At 29.9% G+C, this 19,593-nt stretch carries 18 protein-coding genes; 9 read left to right on the top strand and 9 right to left on the bottom strand.

The features are described 5' to 3' along the window. Positions 1–26: 26 nt before the first annotated feature. From gltX to gdhA, 4 genes are all read left to right on the top strand, one after another. Entirely contained in the window at positions 27–1,418 is a 1,392-nt protein-coding gene (gltX, locus tag CAMP5118_RS04820; RefSeq protein WP_337216748.1) for a glutamate--tRNA ligase, read from the top strand. After that, entirely contained in the window at positions 1,418–2,653 is a 1,236-nt protein-coding gene (locus tag CAMP5118_RS04815) for a malic enzyme-like NAD(P)-binding protein (protein WP_337216747.1), read from the top strand. Before gltX ends, CAMP5118_RS04815 begins: the two co-directional genes overlap by 1 nt. Before the next feature lie 248 nt (positions 2,654–2,901). After that, the gene (locus CAMP5118_RS04810) at positions 2,902–3,567 is read left to right on the top strand and encodes an MqnA/MqnD/SBP family protein (protein WP_263663404.1); all 666 of its coding nucleotides are present in this window, start codon (positions 2,902–2,904) and stop codon (positions 3,565–3,567) included. A gap of 12 nt (positions 3,568–3,579) precedes the next feature. Beyond that, complete coding sequence (gdhA, locus tag CAMP5118_RS04805) at positions 3,580–4,947, top strand: NADP-specific glutamate dehydrogenase (RefSeq protein WP_337216746.1); 1,368 nt, start codon at positions 3,580–3,582, stop codon at positions 4,945–4,947. A 22-nt stretch (positions 4,948–4,969) separates the two neighbouring features. Here gdhA and CAMP5118_RS04800 read toward each other — a convergent pair whose 3' ends face one another. Genes CAMP5118_RS04800 through selA form a run of 4 tightly spaced genes read right to left on the bottom strand, consistent with a single transcriptional unit; the run spans position 4,970 to position 9,378 of the window. Next, entirely contained in the window at positions 4,970–5,497 is a 528-nt protein-coding gene (locus tag CAMP5118_RS04800) for a hypothetical protein (protein ID WP_263679074.1), read from the bottom strand. Beyond that, positions 5,484–6,197, bottom strand: coding sequence for a thioredoxin fold domain-containing protein (locus CAMP5118_RS04795; RefSeq protein ID WP_039642184.1), 714 nt, complete (start codon positions 6,195–6,197; stop codon positions 5,484–5,486). Before CAMP5118_RS04795 ends, CAMP5118_RS04800 begins: the two co-directional genes overlap by 14 nt. A gap of 51 nt (positions 6,198–6,248) precedes the next feature. Then, a complete protein-coding gene (selB, locus tag CAMP5118_RS04790; RefSeq protein WP_337216745.1) occupies positions 6,249–8,054 on the bottom strand; it encodes a selenocysteine-specific translation elongation factor in 1,806 nt (601 codons plus the stop codon). Next, on the bottom strand, positions 8,047–9,378 hold the full coding sequence (gene selA, locus CAMP5118_RS04785) for an L-seryl-tRNA(Sec) selenium transferase (protein ID WP_337216744.1): 1,332 nt from the start codon (positions 9,376–9,378) through the stop codon (positions 8,047–8,049). The genes selB and selA overlap by 8 nt, the downstream gene beginning before the upstream one ends. Before the next feature lie 89 nt (positions 9,379–9,467). On the opposite strand from selA, the gene CAMP5118_RS04780 reads away from it, so the two are divergent. Next, entirely contained in the window at positions 9,468–11,120 is a 1,653-nt protein-coding gene (locus CAMP5118_RS04780; RefSeq protein ID WP_337216743.1) for a 4Fe-4S dicluster domain-containing protein, read from the top strand. Positions 11,121–11,130: 10 nt separating this feature from the next. Here CAMP5118_RS04780 and CAMP5118_RS04775 read toward each other — a convergent pair whose 3' ends face one another. The 4 genes from CAMP5118_RS04775 to modA all read right to left on the bottom strand — a co-directional run bounded on the left by CAMP5118_RS04775 (position 11,131) and on the right by modA (position 13,618). Next, entirely contained in the window at positions 11,131–11,445 is a 315-nt protein-coding gene (locus CAMP5118_RS04775) for a DMT family transporter (RefSeq protein WP_263663411.1), read from the bottom strand. A 192-nt stretch (positions 11,446–11,637) separates the two neighbouring features. After that, on the bottom strand, positions 11,638–12,492 hold the full coding sequence (locus CAMP5118_RS04770; RefSeq protein WP_263679078.1) for a sulfate/molybdate ABC transporter ATP-binding protein: 855 nt from the start codon (positions 12,490–12,492) through the stop codon (positions 11,638–11,640). Further along, positions 12,486–12,875, bottom strand: coding sequence for a hypothetical protein (locus CAMP5118_RS04765; protein ID WP_263679079.1), 390 nt, complete (start codon positions 12,873–12,875; stop codon positions 12,486–12,488). Before CAMP5118_RS04765 ends, CAMP5118_RS04770 begins: the two co-directional genes overlap by 7 nt. Next, entirely contained in the window at positions 12,872–13,618 is a 747-nt protein-coding gene (modA, locus tag CAMP5118_RS04760; protein ID WP_263679080.1) for a molybdate ABC transporter substrate-binding protein, read from the bottom strand. The genes CAMP5118_RS04765 and modA overlap by 4 nt, the downstream gene beginning before the upstream one ends. A gap of 220 nt (positions 13,619–13,838) precedes the next feature. On the opposite strand from modA, the gene CAMP5118_RS04755 reads away from it, so the two are divergent. From CAMP5118_RS04755 to CAMP5118_RS04745, 3 genes are read left to right on the top strand one after another with little or no spacing between them, the layout of a single operon-like run. Beyond that, positions 13,839–14,525: an MlaA family lipoprotein gene (locus tag CAMP5118_RS04755; protein ID WP_263702254.1), complete on the top strand. Its 687-nt coding sequence runs from the start codon at positions 13,839–13,841 to the stop codon at positions 14,523–14,525. A gap of 9 nt (positions 14,526–14,534) precedes the next feature. Next, on the top strand, positions 14,535–15,104 hold the full coding sequence (locus tag CAMP5118_RS04750) for a Tgt2/MlaC family protein (RefSeq protein ID WP_263679082.1): 570 nt from the start codon (positions 14,535–14,537) through the stop codon (positions 15,102–15,104). Next, positions 15,104–17,569, top strand: a complete 2,466-nt coding sequence (locus tag CAMP5118_RS04745; protein WP_337216742.1) for an efflux RND transporter permease subunit — start codon at positions 15,104–15,106, stop codon at positions 17,567–17,569. The genes CAMP5118_RS04750 and CAMP5118_RS04745 overlap by 1 nt, the downstream gene beginning before the upstream one ends. A 24-nt stretch (positions 17,570–17,593) precedes the next feature. Here CAMP5118_RS04745 and rdgB read toward each other — a convergent pair whose 3' ends face one another. Further along, positions 17,594–18,211 carry an RdgB/HAM1 family non-canonical purine NTP pyrophosphatase gene (gene rdgB, locus CAMP5118_RS04740; protein ID WP_263669292.1) on the bottom strand — a complete coding sequence of 206 codons (618 nt, stop codon included), beginning with the start codon at positions 18,209–18,211 and terminating at the stop codon, positions 17,594–17,596. Positions 18,212–18,287: 76 nt separating this feature from the next. On the opposite strand from rdgB, the gene CAMP5118_RS04735 reads away from it, so the two are divergent. Beyond that, complete coding sequence (locus CAMP5118_RS04735) at positions 18,288–19,589, top strand: MFS transporter (RefSeq protein ID WP_263679084.1); 1,302 nt, start codon at positions 18,288–18,290, stop codon at positions 19,587–19,589. Positions 19,590–19,593: the final 4 nt, after the last annotated feature.

Below are 19,593 nucleotides of genomic sequence, written 5' to 3'. Positions count from 1 at the left end.
AATAAAAATTTAAAAAAGGTAAAAATATGCAAGAAATCACAACGCGTTTTGCTCCTTCTCCAACAGGATATTTGCACATAGGAGGGCTTAGAACGGCTTTATATAATTATCTTTATGCGAGAAAAAATAAGGGTAAATTTTTATTGCGTATTGAAGATACGGATTTAAAAAGAAATTCACAAGAAGCTACACAAGCTATTATAGAAGCATTTAAATGGTGTGGGCTTGATTATGATGGGACGATTGAGTATCAATCTCAAAGATTTGATATTTACAAAAAATACATTCAAAAATTACTAGATGAGGGTAAGGCTTATTATTGTTATATGAGCAAAGAAGAGCTTGATGAGTTAAGAGCTAAGCAAGAAGCAGCCAAAGAGCGCCCAAAATACGATGGTAGATATAGAGATTTTAAAGGAACTCCCCCAAGTGGTATTGAGCCTGTGGTGCGTATAAAAGCACCACAAAGTGGAGAGATTAAATTTATAGATGGTATTAAAGGCGAGGTTAGTTTTAAGGCTGAAGATATTTTAGATGATTTTGTAATTGCAAGAAGCGATGGTAGCCCAATTTATAATCTAACTGTTGTAATTGATGATGCACTAATGGGTGTGAGTGATGTTATAAGAGGGGATGATCATTTATCAAATACCCCAAAACAAATCGTTCTTTATGAGGCACTAGGCTTTAAAATTCCTAAATTTTATCATGTGGCTATGATACATGGTGAAGATGGTAAAAAACTTTCTAAGCGTCATGGAGCAACTGATGTGATGGAGTATAAAAATATGGGGATTTTACCTCAAGCCCTGCTAAATTTCTTAGTGCGTCTTGGTTGGAGTCATGGCGATGATGAGATTTTTTCTTTAGAAAGCATGCAAGAGCTTTTTGACCCAAATCATATTAATAAAAGTGCTTCTTGCTATAATTTTAAAAAGCTAGAATGGCTTAATGCTCATTATATTAAAACTTTACCTTTTGAAGAAATCAATAGACAATTAAAAGATTTAGGTTTTGATTTAAGTCAGTATGAAAAAGCGGGATTTTTACTGGATATGTTAAGAGAGAGAGCTAAAACCTTGCATGATATTATTAGCGGGGCTAAAGTGTTACTAAATGACCCAAAAGAATACGATCAAAAGGCTGTAGATAAATTTCTTAATGTAACAAAATTAACTTATTTGGAAAAATACGCTATGGTTTTAAATGAGCAAAAAAATGCTTGCGAATTTGAAGAATTAACTAATCAATTCTTAGAAGAAAATAATCTTAAGTTAAAAGATCTAGCTCAAGCCATACGCATTGCACTCACTGGAAGCTCGGTAAGTCCTAGTATATTTGAAGTATTAGAATTTTTAGGAGTGCAAAAAGCTAAGCTTAGAATAGAAAATTTACTAACTTACATGAAGGGGAAATAATGAATTTAAAAGAAGAGGCTTTAGAATACCACTTAGGCGGTAAAGTAGATATTGTTGCTAGAAAGCCTATGGATAGTGCGCATGATTTATCTTTAGCTTATTCTCCGGGGGTTGCTGAACCTTGTATTGAGATAGCAAAAGATGAAACCTTAGCTTATAAATACACCAATAAAGCTAATTTAGTTGCCATAGTAAGTGATGGTAGTGCGGTTTTGGGACTTGGTAATATAGGAGCAAGCGCAAGTAAGCCCGTGATGGAAGGAAAGGCTTGTTTATTTAAAAAATTTGCTAATGTTAATGCTTATGATTTAGAAATTAATGCTCACAGTGTAGATGAGATTGTTACCTTTTGTAAAGCTATAGCGCCTACTTTTGGAGGAATTAATTTAGAAGATATTTCAGCACCAAAATGCTTTGAAATAGAAGCTGCATTGCAAGATCTTGGAATTCCAGTAATGCATGATGATCAACATGGTACCGCGATCATTTCTACAGCAGGATTAATGAATGCTATGGAAATTAGTGGTAAAAAATTTGAAGATATTAAAGTAGTAGTAAGTGGTGCGGGTGCAGCGGGTATTGCAAGTGCTAGAATGTATAGAAATTTAGGGGTTAAAAATATCGTTTTGGTAGATAGCAAAGGTGTGATTAATACTCAAAGAGATGATTTAAATAAATACAAACTAGAATTTGTAAGTGATACCAAAGATAGTACTTTAAGAGAGGCTTTAAAAGGTGCTGATGTGTTTTTGGGTTTAAGTGCACCTAAGATTTTAGATGATGAGATGATTTTAAGTATGGCTAAAGATCCTGTGATTTTTGCACTAGCTAATCCTGTGCCTGAAGTAATGCCTGAAGAGGTTAAAAGGGTTAGAAATGATGCTATAGTTGGAACAGGTAGAAGTGATTATCCAAATCAAATTAACAATGTTTTAGGTTTTCCTTTTATTTTTAGAGGAGCCTTAGATGTAAAAGCGACTAAAATCACTGAAAATATGAAATTAGCTGCTGCTAAAGCTTTAGCTGATTTAGCTAAGCTTGAAGTAACTGATGAGGTAAAACAAGCTTATGGAGTAGAAGAGCTTAGCTTTGGTAGAGACTATGTTATACCAAAACCATTTGATAGTAGAGTAAAAGCTGTAGTTAGTGCTGCTGTGGCAAAAGCTGCGGTTGAAGATGGGGTAGCTTTAGTAAAAGAATTTGACTATCAAAAATATCTAGCAAGCTTACAATAGTTTTTATAGATTAAGTTTTATTTAAAATATTTTTTTGAATAAAACTTAATTTTTATTTTCAATCTTTCAATTTGACTTTTCTATTATTTTAATTTTTTACTTAATAATCTAAGATTACAAAATAATTTTTTACAATAAATGTTAAATTTTGATATAAATTTTAGTATTGATTATATTTTTAATTAAATTAATTTATATTTAAGATATTTTTTTATAGGATACTAATACTTAATAATAGAAAGGCTAAGATGGTTTTTGGAAAGATAGATTATCTTAATTTACTCCCTTTGCATATCTATCTTAAAAAAGCAGCTTTTCCTAGCTATGTTAAGCAAACTACAGAATACAAAAAAGGGGTTCCTAGTAAGCTAAATCGCCATTTGTATTTTAGACGCATTGATGCAGCGATTATTTCAAGTATTGAAAGTCGTAGAAAAAAATACAAAACCTTAAATGTGGGAATTTGCGCAAGCAAAAAGGTAAAAAGCGTTTTAGTAAAAAAACATTCTCAAAGCAAAGAAGATGCGAGTTCTGCAACTTCCAATGCTCTTGCAAAAGTTTTAAAGCAAAAAGGGGAGGTTATCATCGGTGATAAGGCTTTAAAACTTTATTTGCAAAATCCAAAAGATTATATTGATTTGTGTGAATTATGGTATGAAAAGACAAAACTTCCTTTTGTTTTTGCACGTTTTTCTTGTGTTAAAAATTTTTCTATTTATAAAAAAATGATGAAAAATTTCACAAAAAGTAAAATTTTCATCCCACAATATATTTTGCTAGATTATTCTAAATCAAGAAATCTTTCTCAAAAGGAAATTAGCGCATACTTAAAGCTAATTTATTACAAAATAGGAACAAAGGAGCAAATGGCGCTAAAAAAATTTTTAGCTAAAACAAACAGCAAGATACTATAAAAAGGACAATTTATGAGTATGGCTAAACAATATATCAACGAAACTTTAGAAAAAATTCAAACAATTTCCCCAAGACAACCTATCTTTTTTCAAGCAGCAACTGAGGTATTAAATTCTTTAGAACCTTTACTTGAATCTAACAAAACTTATCAAGATCATGCAATTTTAGAGCGTATTGTAATGCCTGAAAAAACAACTATATTTAGAGTTGTATATATCAATGATGCAGGTAAAGCTCAAACACATTTTGGCTATAGAGTGCAGTTTAATTCTAGTTTAGGTCCTTATAAAGGTGGACTTAGATTTCATCCTAGTGTAAATTTGGATGTTTTAAAATTTTTAGGTTTTGAGCAAATTTTTAAAAATTCTTTAACAGGGTTGATGATAGGCGGTGCTAAAGGTGGAGCAAATTTTGACCCTAAGGGTAAAAGTGAAGCAGAAATTATGCGTTTTTGTCAAGCTTTTATGGCTGAACTTTCAAAAATCATAGGTGCAAGCACTGATGTTCCAGCTGGTGATATAGGGGTTGGTGCTAGGGAAATTGGATATATGTTTGGAGCTTATAAGAAAATTAGCTCTAATTTTGATGGAACCTTAACGGGAAAGAAAATTCCATGGGGTGGAAGTTTAGCAAGAACAGAAGCAACAGGATATGGCTGCGTGTATTTTACTCAAGAAATGCTAGCAAAATATAGCAATGCATTAGAAGGAAAAGAATGTGCAGTCTCAGGTAGTGGAAATGTGGCAATTTATACCATAGAAAAATTACACCAACTTGGTGCAAAAGCAATCACAATAAGTGATAGCGATGGATTTGTTTATGATAAAGATGGAATAGATTTAGATTTATTAAAAGAAATTAAAGAAGTAAAAAGAGCTAGGGTGAGTGATTATGCAGCGCTTAAAAAAGGTGCTATTTTTACTCCAAAAAGTGCATATAAACAAGGTTGTAATGGAGTATGGAGTATACCTTGTGATATAGCTTTTCCAAGTGCTACGCAAAATGAGTTAAATTTAGAAGATATTAAAACCTTATATCATAATGGTTGTCGTATGGTAGCAGAGGGAGCTAATATGCCAAGCACACTTGAAGCGATTGATTTTATGTTAAATCAAAAAGACTTTTTATTTGCACCAGCTAAGGCTGCAAATGCAGGCGGTGTAGCGACTTCTCAACTTGAAATGCAACAAAATGCAAGTATGTGTCAATGGAGCTTTGAGGAAGTTGATGCAAAATTGCATAAGATTATGAAAAATATTTTTGAAAATTCATACGAGTGTGCAAAAGCTTACAATCATGAAGGAAATTTAGTAGTAGGCTCAAACATAGCAGGCTTTAAAAAAGTAGCTGATGCGATGATTGATCATGGTTATATTTAAAAAGATGGCTTAAATGCCATCTTTAATGCATATAAAAAAAGCTTGCTATCTGGTTAGCAATTTTTTCTTCTAAAGATTCTTTGGCTCTATCTATATTGCTAAGATAAGCAGTTCTTGCTAAAAGCGAGGTGCTTTGAGTAAAGTTTTTGTAGCTAATTTGTAAATTAACTTGCAAAAGATAGTAATTTTCTACTTCCATTTCAAAAACATTATCTATTTTATCAAAGTCATTATAAAAAAATCTCGCATTAGAAGCAATTAGTCTTTGTGCGTAAGAAAATTTCTTAAAATCTACTATATTGATATAAATTTTATAATCACTTTGAGTATTATCTAAAACCAATCCCAAATTTTGTAATTTTTGAGCGAGTTTGGCCTCTAAATTTGTGTTTAATTTTGAAGGATTATTGATGTGTAAAGAAAAACTTTGATTTTTATTAGCATGTAGGAAAATACCCTCATTATTTGTTTGGATAAAAGTTTGCATAGGGCCTGTGCAAGCACTTAAAAATAGTGCAAGCGCAAGCAAGAAAAGATTATTTTTGAGCATCGATTATGGTTGGTACGGCGCGAAGACCAAGTTTAGAGTATTTTGCAAAAGTTTCTCTTACTGCTTTAACTTCAGCTTCACTAGGTTTTTTATAATCTTTTAAATTTTTATCATAGTATTTTTTCATGATAGCAATTTTTTGTGCATCGTCTTTAGCATTTTTACTTTCTTTATAGATTAATGCAGATTTTTCAAATGCGCTTGTATCATGGATAGGAGTTAAGATAAATTTAACTTGATGAGTTTTTAGTGTTTCTTCTATTTTATCTAAATGCATTCTACAATATGGACATTCAGGATCGCTAAAAACATAAAGCAAAGGTTTGTTTTTATCGCCTAAAGAAACAAACATTTTTTCTTTTTTAAGTTCCACTAGAGCTTTTTTTGAAAATTCAGCTTGTTGTTTTTCCATGAGTTTTGCTTGATAAACTTGAGAATAAAACTCACCTTTTTTTACATCAATTACTTCAGTTGTGATGATATTATCTTGAGTGAAAACGATTTCTTGGAAATTTTTACCACTAATTTCAAAATTAACTATCACGGCTTCAAAGTTAGTATCAGGAATTTTTTCTCTACTAGAAACACTAATATTTGCATTTGATAAATTTGGATTTTTCTTAAAAAAATTAATAATTTCTTCATTACTTGCAGCAAATAAAGAGCTAGCAAGAGTTAAAAGAGCTAGAGATTTTTTCATTTTTTTCCTTTAATTTAAATTTTTATCATTATAAAATGTAAATTTTAACACTTAGACTTTTAGCATTCTTTTTTCCTCGATTTTTATCACTTGAGGATAGTTTTTATCAAGGTATTCTAAGTAAGCTATGGCGTATTTTCTTGAAATTTGAAAATGATTTTTTACAAAAGCGACATCTAAATGATGATTTTGCAAAAGCTTTAAAAACTCTTGCATGAGATTTTCAAGGGCATTTTTTTCTATAAAAAGATTATGCGCTAATCTTTTGACTTTGTTTTCTTTGGTGAGTTTTTTTAAGATAAGATCTCCATTTTTCCTATCAAGCTCTAAATATTCATAAAGATTGTAAGGTGCGGTAGGTTTTATACCTTCTTTTTTTAAAATTTCATAAAGCTCACAATGAGCCTTTTCTTGTAATTTTTCAAAATTTTGTCCTTTTAAAAACCATATGCCGTCTTTGAAATCTAATTTTTCTTGCATTTGCTTGAGTACATAAGCACAAAAATTTTCACTTGCCCAGCTAAGCCTTAAGGCGATAGAGTGAGGCGAGATTAAAGCATAAGGATTTTTAGAGAAAATAAAATCAATAAATTCTTTCAAAGTTTGCATAGCATTTAAATCATATACATTTAAAGCTTGCTCATCGACAAAAACATGATCTAAGCTTTTTGCTAAGTTTAAAGCTTGTTCATGAGTGAGTTTAAAGCGTTGATAGCTTGAAAGTAAGCCAAAACCAAGTTTGTGAGTTTGTTTTAAAAACTCAAATACTTTTTTAAAATCTTTTTGTTCTAAAAGTGCTAAATACTTAGCTTTTATATCTTTTTTTAAAGGCTCGCTTACCGCATTTAACACCACGCCACCACTTTTAATACGCCCATTTTCAAGCAAGATAAATTTATCATCAAAACACAAAGGTAGGCTTTTATCAAACTCTAAGCTAATATAAGTTTTATCTTCAAATTCTTTGATTACACTAATTTTTGCATTAAGCTTTTTTGAGCCACTGCAAAATTCTAAAATGCTTCCGTGTTTAATCTCTGTATTAAAAACAACCCCATCGATACTTTTAAAGCTTTTAAAAACACCTTTTTTGCTTAATACATAGCCTTTTTTTAACTCATGATAATCACAATTTAAACTCAAAGCAACTCTATTATAAGCTTTTGCTTCTAAAACATTTTCTTCATGAATTTGTATATTTTTTACAATGATATCTTTTTGATTTTCAAGGCAAAATATTTTTTCATTTTTGCTGATCTTTCCTTCATTTAAGCTTCCTGTTGCTACCGTTCCTATACCTTTTAGAGAAAAAATTCTATCAATGTAGTATCTAAAAATCAAATTTTCATCATTTTCTTTAGGCTTTAAACTAAGTAGATAGTTTTTTAAATTTAATATACTTTGCTCATCATAAATGCTTGTTGGAAAAACTTTTAAGATATTGATTTTAAAGGCTTTTAATTCTTTTAAAAGCTCTGCTTGCTTTTGTACTAAATCCTTGCATAAATCAACCTTACTCAAAATAAGCACTACATCTTTTACGCCTAAAAATTCCAAAACCCTTAAATGCTCTATACTTTGAGCCTTTAAACCCTCGTTTATATCTATGACAAACATACACACTCTAAAGCCAAAAGCACCACTTATCATAGTTTTAATTAAACTTTCATGTCCAGGTACATCGATAAAAGCAATATTTAAATTTTCACTTTTTAAATTTGAAAAGCTAAGATTAATCGTAATGCCTTTTTCTTGCTCTTCTTTTAAATCATCGCCTTCAAAACCATTTAAAGCTTTAATAAGTGAGGTTTTACCATGATCAATATGTCCAGCAGTGCCTATGATAATACTATGCATGAAATACCTCTTTGATAGCGTGGATTAAACGGTTTAAATCTTTTTCTAAAATACTTCTAAAATCTAGTATAAAATGTCCATTTTCAACACGGCCAATCACACCTTTTTTTCTAAATTTTTCTTGTAAAAGCAAAGCTTTTTCATCAAAACTTAACACAAAAGTGTCTAAGCTTTTATCAGGCATAGAGCCACCGCCTACTAAACTTTTAGAAGCTTTTAACTCACATTTTGTAGGAATTTTTTCTTTGACAAAGAGAGCCTTTTTTTCTATGGTTTTTAAATCATCATTTAAAAGTTTTAGTGTAGGAATTTTTTCATATTCTTTTTCTAAGTATGCTTTGGTAGTTTCATTTAAAAAAGCTAGAGTGATTTTATCAACCCTTAGCATTCTTAGAAGTTGATTTTTCTTTAGTTGTTGAATGTATTTTTTCTTTCCAAGTATAATGCCTGCTTGAGTAGAGCCAAAAAGCTTATCACCACTAAAACTTAAAATATCACAATGTTTTAAAAGCTCTTTCACGCTTGGCTCGTTTTTGCTAAGTTGTTTATTAATTTTTTCACACCAGCCAGCACCTAAATCATAATAAGATATGAGTTTTTTCTTTTTTGTCAAAGCATGAATTTCATCTAAACTTACTTCTTCAAAAAATCCTTTAAAAGCAAAATTAGAACGATGAGTTTTTAAAATCATCTTAGTATTTTCATTGATAGCTTTTTCATAATCATATAAATGAGTTTTATTAGTCGTGCCTATTTCTTTTAGCTTAACACCAGCTGCTAGCATAACTTCAGGAATTCTAAAATTTCCTCCAATCTCAACCAGCTCACTTCTTGAAGTAATAACTTCCTCGTTTTTTGCTAAGGTATTTAAGATCAAAAATACAGCCGAAGCGTTATTATTAACAACCAAGCAATCTTCACAATCAAATAATATTTTTAAATTCGCACTAAGTGCGTCATACCTTGAGCCTCTTTTGCCACTTTGCATGTTAAACTCTAAATTTGAATAAGAGCAGATGATTTCTTTAGTTCTTTCAAAAATACTCTCATCAATAATGCTACGACCAAGATTAGTATGTATGATAACTCCAGTAGCATTGATCAAACTTTGACTTTGCATATTTAAAAACTTATCAATGCTTTGAGTAATTTTACTTAGCAAATCTTGCAAGCTAAAATTTAAATTTTCATTTTTACTTAGTTCTTTTTTACAATTTGAAACAACTATTTTTGCAAAATGAGATCTTAAATACAAAGGGTAATTAGCCAAGTTTTCATCGTTTATAAGCGTGTTTATGGGTGGAAAATTTCTAAATTTGTTCATCTTAAACCTTAAGAATAAATTAGTAAAATTATAACTTTTTTATAATGAAATTTATATAATTAAGATTAAAAAATTTAAAAGAGAGTGTTATGAGAGATTTTGTATTTTTAGAAAATGAAGATTTAATTCCTCTAAGTGATGATATTAGCATAGTTCAAAAAGCCTGTGATGAAGAAGTTTTTATAGGAAATTCAAAGCTTTTAAACCCTGAAGTTTATGCACCTGAGATTAATTTTTACCTTAAAAACTCACAAGATGATGTACTTAAAAAAGCTAAAACTATTGAGTCTTTATATAAGATTAGATCTAAAGTTTATGATTTAGGGCTTGATTTAGAATACACCAAAGAAGTGGGTAAAAATGTAATTATTGTAAGCAATGAGGATCAAAATGAGCTTATTGAAAGCTTAAAAAAACAAGAATACAAGGTTTTAAAACTAAGCAATGAGCAATGTTTGGGTGTTTTAGGTTGCGTGGGCGAGCTTTGTGTGATAGCTTTAAAAGATAATGAGCAAGTAGAGATTGATTGTGATTTTTTCTTATATGATGTAAAAAAAGAAAGTTTTGATCAACAAAGTGGTTGCTATGATTTAACTACCTTAAGTCAAGAAGAACTTATAAAACTTTTAAATTCTAATTCTCCAAAATATAAATTTAGAAATTATATTAGTTATGATGATAGTATTTGTCAATACCATGAAAGAAGAAGTGTGCATTGTGGAAAATGTGCCGAAATTTGTCCTAGTGTGGCTATTTTAAAAGATGATGAACAAAGAAAATTAGAATTTTCTCATGTGGATTGTTTAAGCTGTGGTGATTGTGTAGGGATTTGTCCTAGTGGGGCGCTTGATTATGCACCTATGCCACGCAATAGCTTTTATGAAATTTTAAAATTTTATGAAGATAAAATCATTTTAATAATCCCTGAGAAAATGTCTATAGAAAATTTAAATATCGCTTTAAAAGAAGATGTAATGCCTTTTATGATTAAAGGCGAAAACTATCTTGATCAAGCACATTTTTTAGCTATGCTTCAAACAAGTGGTGCGAGTGTGGTTTTTTATAGTGATGGCTTATCACAAGGTGCTTTAGAAGTGATAGCTTTGATGAATGAGATATTTCAAAGAAAATTCAAACAAAATGCAATTTTTCTAGCTAAAGATGAAAAAGAACTTTTAGAGGCTATTAATCAAGCACATTTTATAGAAAATCTTAAATTTATATCTTATAATCCTGCGCTTTTAAAAAGAGAAGATTTTGCTATAAGATTAAGAGAGCTTATAAAAGAAGAAAATTTAGGCAATATCCCAAGCAAAGAATGGATACGCTATGGAAAAATCACTATCAATGCAGATACCTGTACTTTGTGTCTTTCTTGTGTGGGAGCTTGTAATGTGGGAGCTTTAGTAGCTGATGCTAAGGATAATTCTTTGAAATTTAATGCAAGCTTATGTACTACCTGTGGATATTGTGAGGCAAGTTGTGCTGAAAAAGATACTTTAATGCTTCAAAGAAGTGGGATAGATTTAGAAAAAGAGTATTTTTCTTTTATGGTTTTAGCTCAAGATGAACTTTTTGCCTGTGTAGAGTGTGGGAAAGAATTTGCTACTAAAAAGGCCATTGAAAAAATAGCTAGCATTATGAAGCCAAGATTTATGGGCGATGAAGCTAAGATAAAAACACTATATTGCTGTGCTGAATGTAAAGCAAAAGTAATGATACAAAGTATGAATGTGCTTTAAGCCAAAAGGCTTAAGCACTAAGTTTTAATCCCACCACTCCAGTGATGATTAAAATAATAAAAATGATTTTATTAATGGTTATTGCTTCTTTAAAGATTAAAAATCCCACCACGCTAACAAGTGCCAAACCACAACCTGCCCAAGTTGCATAAGCTATGCTTAAATCAATTTTTTTCAAAGCATAAAATAAACCTGCTAAAGAAAATGAAAAAAACACCGCAAAAACGATTAAATAAAGATTATTTTTACTTATGCTTGCATACTTCATCGAGCTTGTTGCAATCACTTCAAAAACTATACTAATTGCTAATACTAACCAATGCATTTTTTATCCTTTTAAATTAATTTAAAAATGAAACTACAAAAGGATAAAAGGTGGGGCTATGGCGTAGAAAAAATAACCATATGCAGTTTTTATCTTCCATTTTGTCCATAAGCTTGTATAAAATTTTAAGATAAAAAATCCATAAGTCATTTATAACCTTGTAATAATTTATCTTATTTTAACATTGTTTTTTTATATCTTAGTTAAATTTAGCGCAAAAGCTTTTTGGCTCAAAAGTACTTCATCATTTTCTTTAAAATCTTTAGCTTCTAAAGGGCTTAGTGCTACTTGACTGATTTGATTACCTATGGCAAGTATGGCTATAAATATGCTATCTTGCTTTTGTAGTTTTAAAATGCGTGCTTTTATAGCAAATTTTTGTGAGCCTTGTGTTTTTAAAAAAACCTCATTAGGTGAACCTTCTTTGATGATGGCTCCATTTTCTAAAACAATGACTTTATTAGCCAGTTTATAAACTTCACTTACATCATGGCTGATTAAAATAGTAGTGATTTTATAAATTTTATGTATATTTAAAAGATAATCATGTAAGTGTAGTTTTATCTCATTATCTAAGGCGCTAAATGGCTCATCTAAAAGTAAAAGTTTAGGTTTTTGCATAATGGCTCTTGCTAAAGCTACGCGTTGTTTTTGTCCCCCGCTTAGTTCTAAAATATGACTTTTTTTGTGTTTGTTTAAATCTAAAAGCTCTAAAAGTTCATTGGCAAATTTTAGATCTTTTTTGGCAAAAAGTAAGTTTTGCTCTACATTCATATTTTCAAATAAAGCATAATCTTGAAAAACAAAGCCAAGTTTTCTTTTTTGTGGACTTAGAAAGTTTTTATCATCAAAAAATATAGTATCATTAAAAGTGCAAATCCCTTGTGCTTTTTCAAAACCTGCTAAAATTCTTAAAAGCGTAGTTTTACCGCTGCCACTTTTTCCAAAAATAGCACAAAATTCTCCTTCTTTGACTTCAAATTTAACCTTAAGTTTAAATTCTTTTTCTTTATTTTTAAAGATTTTTTCAAAGTCAAGTTTTAACATAAATACTCTTTGATAAATAAAGCGCTAGGATGTACATAAGCAAATATAAAATCATTTTTTTGATAGTCTTGTTCTAAAAACTCATGGGTGCTAATTTGAGCTTCGAAAGTGCAAATTTCATTTTCTAATCTTATGATAGTGATGATTTGTCCTTGAAAAATATCAATGATTTTTGCATAAAAGGTATTTAAAAATGAGTTTTCTAAATTTTTTTTACTAAGTAAGCATTCGCTACTTTTAAAAGCAAGTAAAACTTCTTGATCAATGCTTGCTTTTTCATCAAGTTCTAAAGCAAGCATATATAATTTATGTTTTTTTATAAGAAATTCTACCCAGTTTATATTTTCATGATTTTTTATAGTATTTATTTTAGCTTTAATCATGGGATATTATAGCCATAAGCTTTAAAAATTTCCTTAGCCTTTTTGCTTAAAATAAAATCATAAAATTTCTTAGCTTTGGCATTATCTTTACCATAAGAAGTGATAACAATGCCTTGATTGATTGGCTCATAAAGCTTTGGATCGATTAAAATATAATTTTTTCCTTCTTGGAGTTTATAAGATTTTAGTGTATCTTCATATAAAGCACTTGCTGCTATAAAACCCACATCGGCTGCTTTTAGTGTTTGAGTAAGTGCTTCTCCTATGGATTTTGCTTCGATGATTTTAGCTTTTGTTTGCTCATAAATTTTAGCATTTTGTAAAGTTTCTATACTAGCTTGACCATAAGGAGCAGCTTTGGGATTAGCTATGGTGATGATTTTGACTTTTTCTTCTTTAAGTGTGTCTAAGCCTTTGCTTAAATCCATTCTAACACTGAGTAAAGCTAAAGCTCCTTGAGCATAAATAACAGGTTTTGTGCTAGCAAAATTATCATCATACAAGCTTTGTGCAAATTTCATATTTGCAGCCATAAATATATCAAATGGCGCTCCATTTTTGATTTGTGAGACTAAATTTCCACTAGCGCCTAAGCTTACATTGATACTAATATCAGGGTTTTCTTTTTGAAATTCTTTTTGCAAGGCTTTAAAAGCATAAGCTACATTTGCAGCTGCAGCGATATTTACATCAGCGCCATAGCCGAAAATACACAAAAAAAGCAGGGTGAAAATTTTTTTCATTTTTTGTCCTTTTAGTAGTAAATTTTGAAAAAATTATAGCTTATTTTTAAAAGCAAAAATAAATTTGTATTTTTTGCATATTTTCTAAGACTTATTTCATAAGCAAATAAAAATTTTTAATTTTTTTAAAGAATATTTTAAAAGCATTTTAATGTAAAAATTTATTTTAATTTTTGTATAATTTAAGATTTTAATTTATGAAATTTTAAAAGGAAAAAGCTTGTTAAAATACATACTAAGTTTGTGTTTATTTTTTAATACTTTGATTTTGGCAAATGACTTTGAAGATTTTGAACAAGAATATCAAAAAAAAGAAGTCAAAGATAGCTTTTATACCTATAATAAAGCTATGAGTAAATTTAATTATGATCTTTATACTTATTTTTTAAGACCGGCTGCACTTTCTTATAAAAGTATTACTCCAAGTTTTATAAGAACAGGAGTAAAAAATGCTTTTGATACCACAAGATCGCCTTTTAGATTTATCAATCACCTTTTAAGTTTAGAATTTAGAAAAGCTGGCGAGGAATTTGGAAGATTTTGTGTGAATGTGATTTTTGGATTTGGTTTGTTAGATAGTGCGAGCAAAACTCCTTTAAAAAGTTATGAGGCTGATTTTGGAACGACTTTGGGCAAATGGGGAGTAGGTAGTGGACCACACCTAGTGCTTCCACTTTTAGGTCCTTATAATGTAAGAGATGCTTTAGCTTTGCCTGTAAATTGGTTTATGGTGCCTGAGGGATATATTGAGAATCTTTGGGTTGGAGCAGGCGTAAATGCTGCATTAAAATTAAATGAATTAAGTTTTGAGTATGAAAAAATAGATGATATTTACCAAAATAGTGTAGATTATTATACTTTTATACGTGATGCGTATGAACAAAGACGCCAAGAACTCATCAAATAAGGAGATAAAATGAAAAAAATCATAGTTTTGCTTTTTAGTGTAGCATTTGCTTTTGCTTTAAATTTGCAAGATATTTCTAAAACTATGCAAGAAAAAATTGATGAGAGCTTAAAGATATTAGATCAAAATAAAAATGATAAAGTTAAAGCGGCGGAAAAAATCTTTGTTTTATTTGATGGTGTTTTTGATTATGAGCTTATGGCTAAGCTTAGTCTTTCTACAAGATATGAAAAATTAAGTGAAAATGAAAAAAATGAATTTAACAAAGCTTTTGAAAAAAACCTTAAAAAAAGTTTCACAGATAAGCTTGCTTTGTATGATTCTCAAAAATTAAAAGTGATTAATTTAGAAGAAAAAAACAAAAGAGCTTTTTTGAAAACTTCTATGATAGTAGATGGCAAAGAAAATTTTGTAATTTTTAAATTTTATGATAAAAATAATGATTGGCAAATTTATGATGTAGATATTTTTGGCATAAGTATCATACAAACTTATCGCTCACAATTTAAAGATGTCTTGCAAAATGGCGATTTTAAAACCTTGCTTGAAAAGCTTTCTAGTGTTGATTTTTCTAAATAATGCTAAGTAAAATTTTAAAAATCTTTCTTAATTTCCCAAAGCTAACTTTGGGGATTACTTTAATCTTTTGTGTATTTTTTAGTTTTTTTGCTAAAAATTTAAGTGTTGATGCAAGTGCTGAAAGCTTGCTTTTAGAGCATGATGAGGGTTTGAAACTATATAGAGAAGTTTCAGCACGCTATGGTAATGATAATTTTTTAATGCTTGCTTTTGCTCCTAAAGATAAAGATATTTTTACTAAAGAAAATTTAGAAACTATTAAAAACTTAACTCTTGATTTAGAAAAAATCAATGGTGTGCAAAAGGTATTTTCTATCACTAATGCGCCTTTACTTGCAAGTTCTAAAGGTAAAGAATTAAAAGAGCTTATCCAAAATATACCTAATATTTTTAGTCAAGATGTGGATATTAATCTAGCTAAAAAAGAAATTTTAAACCAACCCTTTTATAAAAATAATATCATCTCAAAAGATGGAAAAACAACAGGAATTTTGATTTATCTAGCGCCTGATCTTGTTTATAATGACTTGATTAATTCAAGAGATAATGCACAAAATGAAAATGAAAAAGAGCATTTTAGAACTTTGATTAAAAAACACCAAGAAAACTCAAGAGAATTTAGTGCAAAAAGATTAGAAGAAATTACTAAAATAGTATCTAAGTATAGTCAAAATGGAGACTTTTTGCACCTTGGCGGTGTAGAAATGATCGCTAATGATATGATTAATTATGTAAAAAGTGATTTAAAAATTTATGGTTTTAGTTTAATAGGACTTTTATTTATAGCACTTTGGCGGTTTTTTGGCTCTTTGCGTTTGGTGTTTTTGGCTTTGGGAATTTGTGTGATTTCGCTTTTTACTTCAAGTGGGATTTTCGCACTTTTGGGCTTTGATATTACCGTAGTGTCTTCAAACTATGTAGCTTTAGTGCTTATTATCACCGTTTCTGTTGTGATACATTTGATCGTGCATTTTATAGAAAATTTAAACAAACATCCAAAGGCTAGTGTTTATAAGCTTTTACTCTCAACCTTACTTGATAAAGCAAGTCCTAGTTTTTATGCTATTTTAACCACGGTTGTTGGGTTTTTAAGTTTTGTCTTTTCAGATATTGAGCCTATTATCAAACTTGGCATTATGATGAGTCTTGGTATTAGCGTGAGTTTGATTTTAGCTTATATTTATTTTGCAAGTATTTTGGTACTAATGCCGCGTCTAAATTTTAAAGAGCTTAATCAAAATTCGTTAAAATTTTTAAGTTTTTGTGCAAATGTAAGTTTAAAACATAGAAAAATTATCTATAGCATAAGTTTATTTTGTGTTGCTTTTGCTTTGTATGGAATTTTACAAATTAAAGTAGAAAATAGCTTTGTGAGTTATTTTAAAGATAGTTCTAGGATTAAACAAGGTTTGTTGATTATAGATAAAGAGCTAGGCGGAACTATGCCTTTAGATGTGATTGTCAAGTTCAAGCAAGATCCAAAACAAAATGAAAGTTTAGATGAGTTTGAGCAAGAATTTGATGATTTAGCTAAAGATGATAGGTATTTTTTTAGTAGTGAAAAAACAAGAATAGCTGCTAAGGTTCATGAGTTTTTAAGTAAGCAAAAATATGTAGGTTCTGTGCTTAGCTTGCAAAGTTTGCTAGAGCTTGGAAAAAGTATTAATGATGGTAAGGCTTTAGATGATTTTGCTTTAGCGTTTTTATATGAAAATTTAGATGAGAATTTTAAAAAGCAAGTTTTAACCCCTTTTGTAAGTGTAGAAAATAATGAGTTGCGATTTAGCGTGCGTATGCTAGATAGTGATCCAAATTTAAGACGCGATGCTTTTTTAAAACAGCTTGAAAAAGACTTAAAAGAACTTTTACAAAAAGATAACGTAGAGGTTAAAATCAGTGGTATTATGCCTTTGTATAATAATATGCTTCAAAGTCTTTTTTCATCACAATTTGACACTTTAGCCTTTGTGGTGCTTGTGATTTTTGCTTTATTTGTGGTGATTTTTAGAAGTTTTGTTTATGCTTTTGTAGCGATTTTGGCCAATCTTATACCTTTGGCTTTGGTGTTTGGTTTAATGGGTGTTTTCAATATACCACTTGATATTATGAGCATTACCATAGCTGCTATTTGTATAGGAATAGGGGTTGATGATATGATTCATTATATTCATCGTTTTAAAGAAGAATTAAAACATAAAAGCTTAGAAGAGGCTATAAAAGCTTCACATATAGGTATAGGAAGTGCGATTTATTATACTAGTGTTACGATTATTCTAGGCTTTTTGGTAATGATTAGTAGTAATTTTATCCCAACGATTTATTTTGGCTTGCTTACGGTTTTGGCTATGAGTTTGCTTTTATTTGGTTCGCTTTTTTTATTACCAAGTTTTATTTTAAGCTATCATTATCTTAAGCAAAATTATAATAAAGCAACATCCAAATCACATAAAGCCCAAAAGCAATAAGCATATATTTTATAAATTGTTTCATTAATACTCCATTTTTTCTAATGCTCTTAAGATGTAAGTAGCAAACATTAGTGCTTGTGAGCGGTGTGAAATTTTTAATTTTACTTGCTCATCTAATTCGCCCAAGGTTTTATCAAAACCTTTTGGGATAAATAAAGGATCATATCCAAAGCCATTATTACCCCTTGGAGTATCAATAGCAAGGCCATGCATATATCCATGCGTGCTAAAATGTCCATATTTTGAACTTATAGCTATGGCTGCAGTGTAAAAGGCTTTGCTTTGATGTAAGTTTTTTTCATGTAAGGCTTGGATGAGTTTGTTTCTATTGGCCTCATCAGTGCCTTCTTGAGAGTATCTTGCAGAAAAAATCCCCGGTGCATTGTCTAAAGCCTCTACGCTTATACCGCTATCATCACTTAAGGTGATAAATTCATCTTGTTTTTTGCCTAAAGCATTAAAAATAGCTTTAGATTTTATCAAAGCATTTTCTTTAAAACTCGTGCCATCTTCGATGATTTCAAAAGGGGTGATGATTTCATTTAAGGCATAAATTTCATAAGTAGTTAAAAATTTTTTGATTTCTTCTACTTTGTGTGCGTTAGAAGTTGCTAGAATGATTTTTAATTTTTTCTTCATAAATTACTCTTTTTGTTTTGACTTTAAAAAAAGTTTATCAAAATCATAGTAAAATTATCCTTTATAAGGAGAAAAGATGTTAAAAACTGTTTTACCTTTGTCTTTTATTGTAGGAACTAGATTTTTTGGATTGTTTATAGTTTTGCCGGTTTTAAGTTTATATGCTTTAAATTTAAAAGGAGCCAATGAGTTTTTAGTAGGACTTTTAGTAGGTGTGTATGCTCTAACTCAAATGGCATTGCAAGTTCCTTTTGGAATCATTTCAGATAAAATAGGGCGTAAAAAAACTATGCTAATAGGACTTGTGGTGTTTATCATAGGTTCTTTGGTATGTTCATATGCTGATGATATTTATACGATGATGTTTGGAAGGCTTTTGCAAGGTGCAGGAGCCATAGGAGCAGTAGCTACTGCTATGATAAGTGATTTTATCAATGAAGAAAATCGCGGTAAGGCTATGGCTATTATGGGTTCATTTATAGGACTTTCTTTTGCAGCTTCTTTGGTGCTTTCTCCTTTAATGAGTGCTAAATTTGGACTTTCAAGTTTGTTTGATTTAAGTGCGATTTTGAGTTTAATTTGTATCGTGCTTTTATTTAGCGTTGTGCCAAAAGAGCATACAATAGTACATGAAAATACTAAAACCCCATTAAAAAAACTTTTAAAAGAAAAAAACTTAGCTTTGATGAATCTTACTAATTGTATGCAAAAAATGCTTATGAGTATTGCGTTTTTAAGTATTCCTTTGGTTTTGGTGCATGAGTTTAATTACCCAAGTGAGAATTTATGGCATGTTTATGTTAGTTCTATGGTGCTTGGGTTTTTAGCTATGGGTTTATCGGGTTCTTTGGGAGAAAAAAGAGGCTTAAGTAAAGAGATATTGCTTTTAGGTGTGGCGTTTTTTATTATTGCTTATATTATATTTGCTTTTTCGCATAATGCTTTAGTATTTATGGTAGGCGTTGTAGTGTTTTTTATAGGATTTAATTTACATGAGCCTATTATGCAAAGCTGTGCGAGTAAATTTGCCAAAGTAAATGAAAAAGGCGCAGCTTTGGGTGTGTTTAATGCTTTTGGCTATTTTGGAAGCTTTTTAGGTGGTGTCGTTGGAGGGTATTTTTTACACCATTTTAGTTTAGTTGCTCTTGCTTTTATTTTGATAGCTTTGTCTGTAATTTGGTTTGTGTTGCTTTTGTTTTTACAAAGTCCGGCAGATTTTAAAAATGTCTATTTATCTTTAGAAGCAAAACATGATTTAAATATGATTAAAGGCATAAATGGAGTTTTAGATGTGTATAAAAACTCTAAATTTTTAGTGATTAAATACAATAAAAAACTCACAAGTGAAGAAATAATTTTAGCGATTATTGAAAAATAATCGC

The sequence above is a fragment of the Campylobacter sp. LMG 7929 genome (assembly GCF_024723595.1).
GTDB lineage: Bacteria > Campylobacterota > Campylobacteria > Campylobacterales > Campylobacteraceae > Campylobacter_D.
Note: the sequence above shows the minus strand (reverse complement) of the source record. Positions and strands in the feature narration are given on the sequence as shown.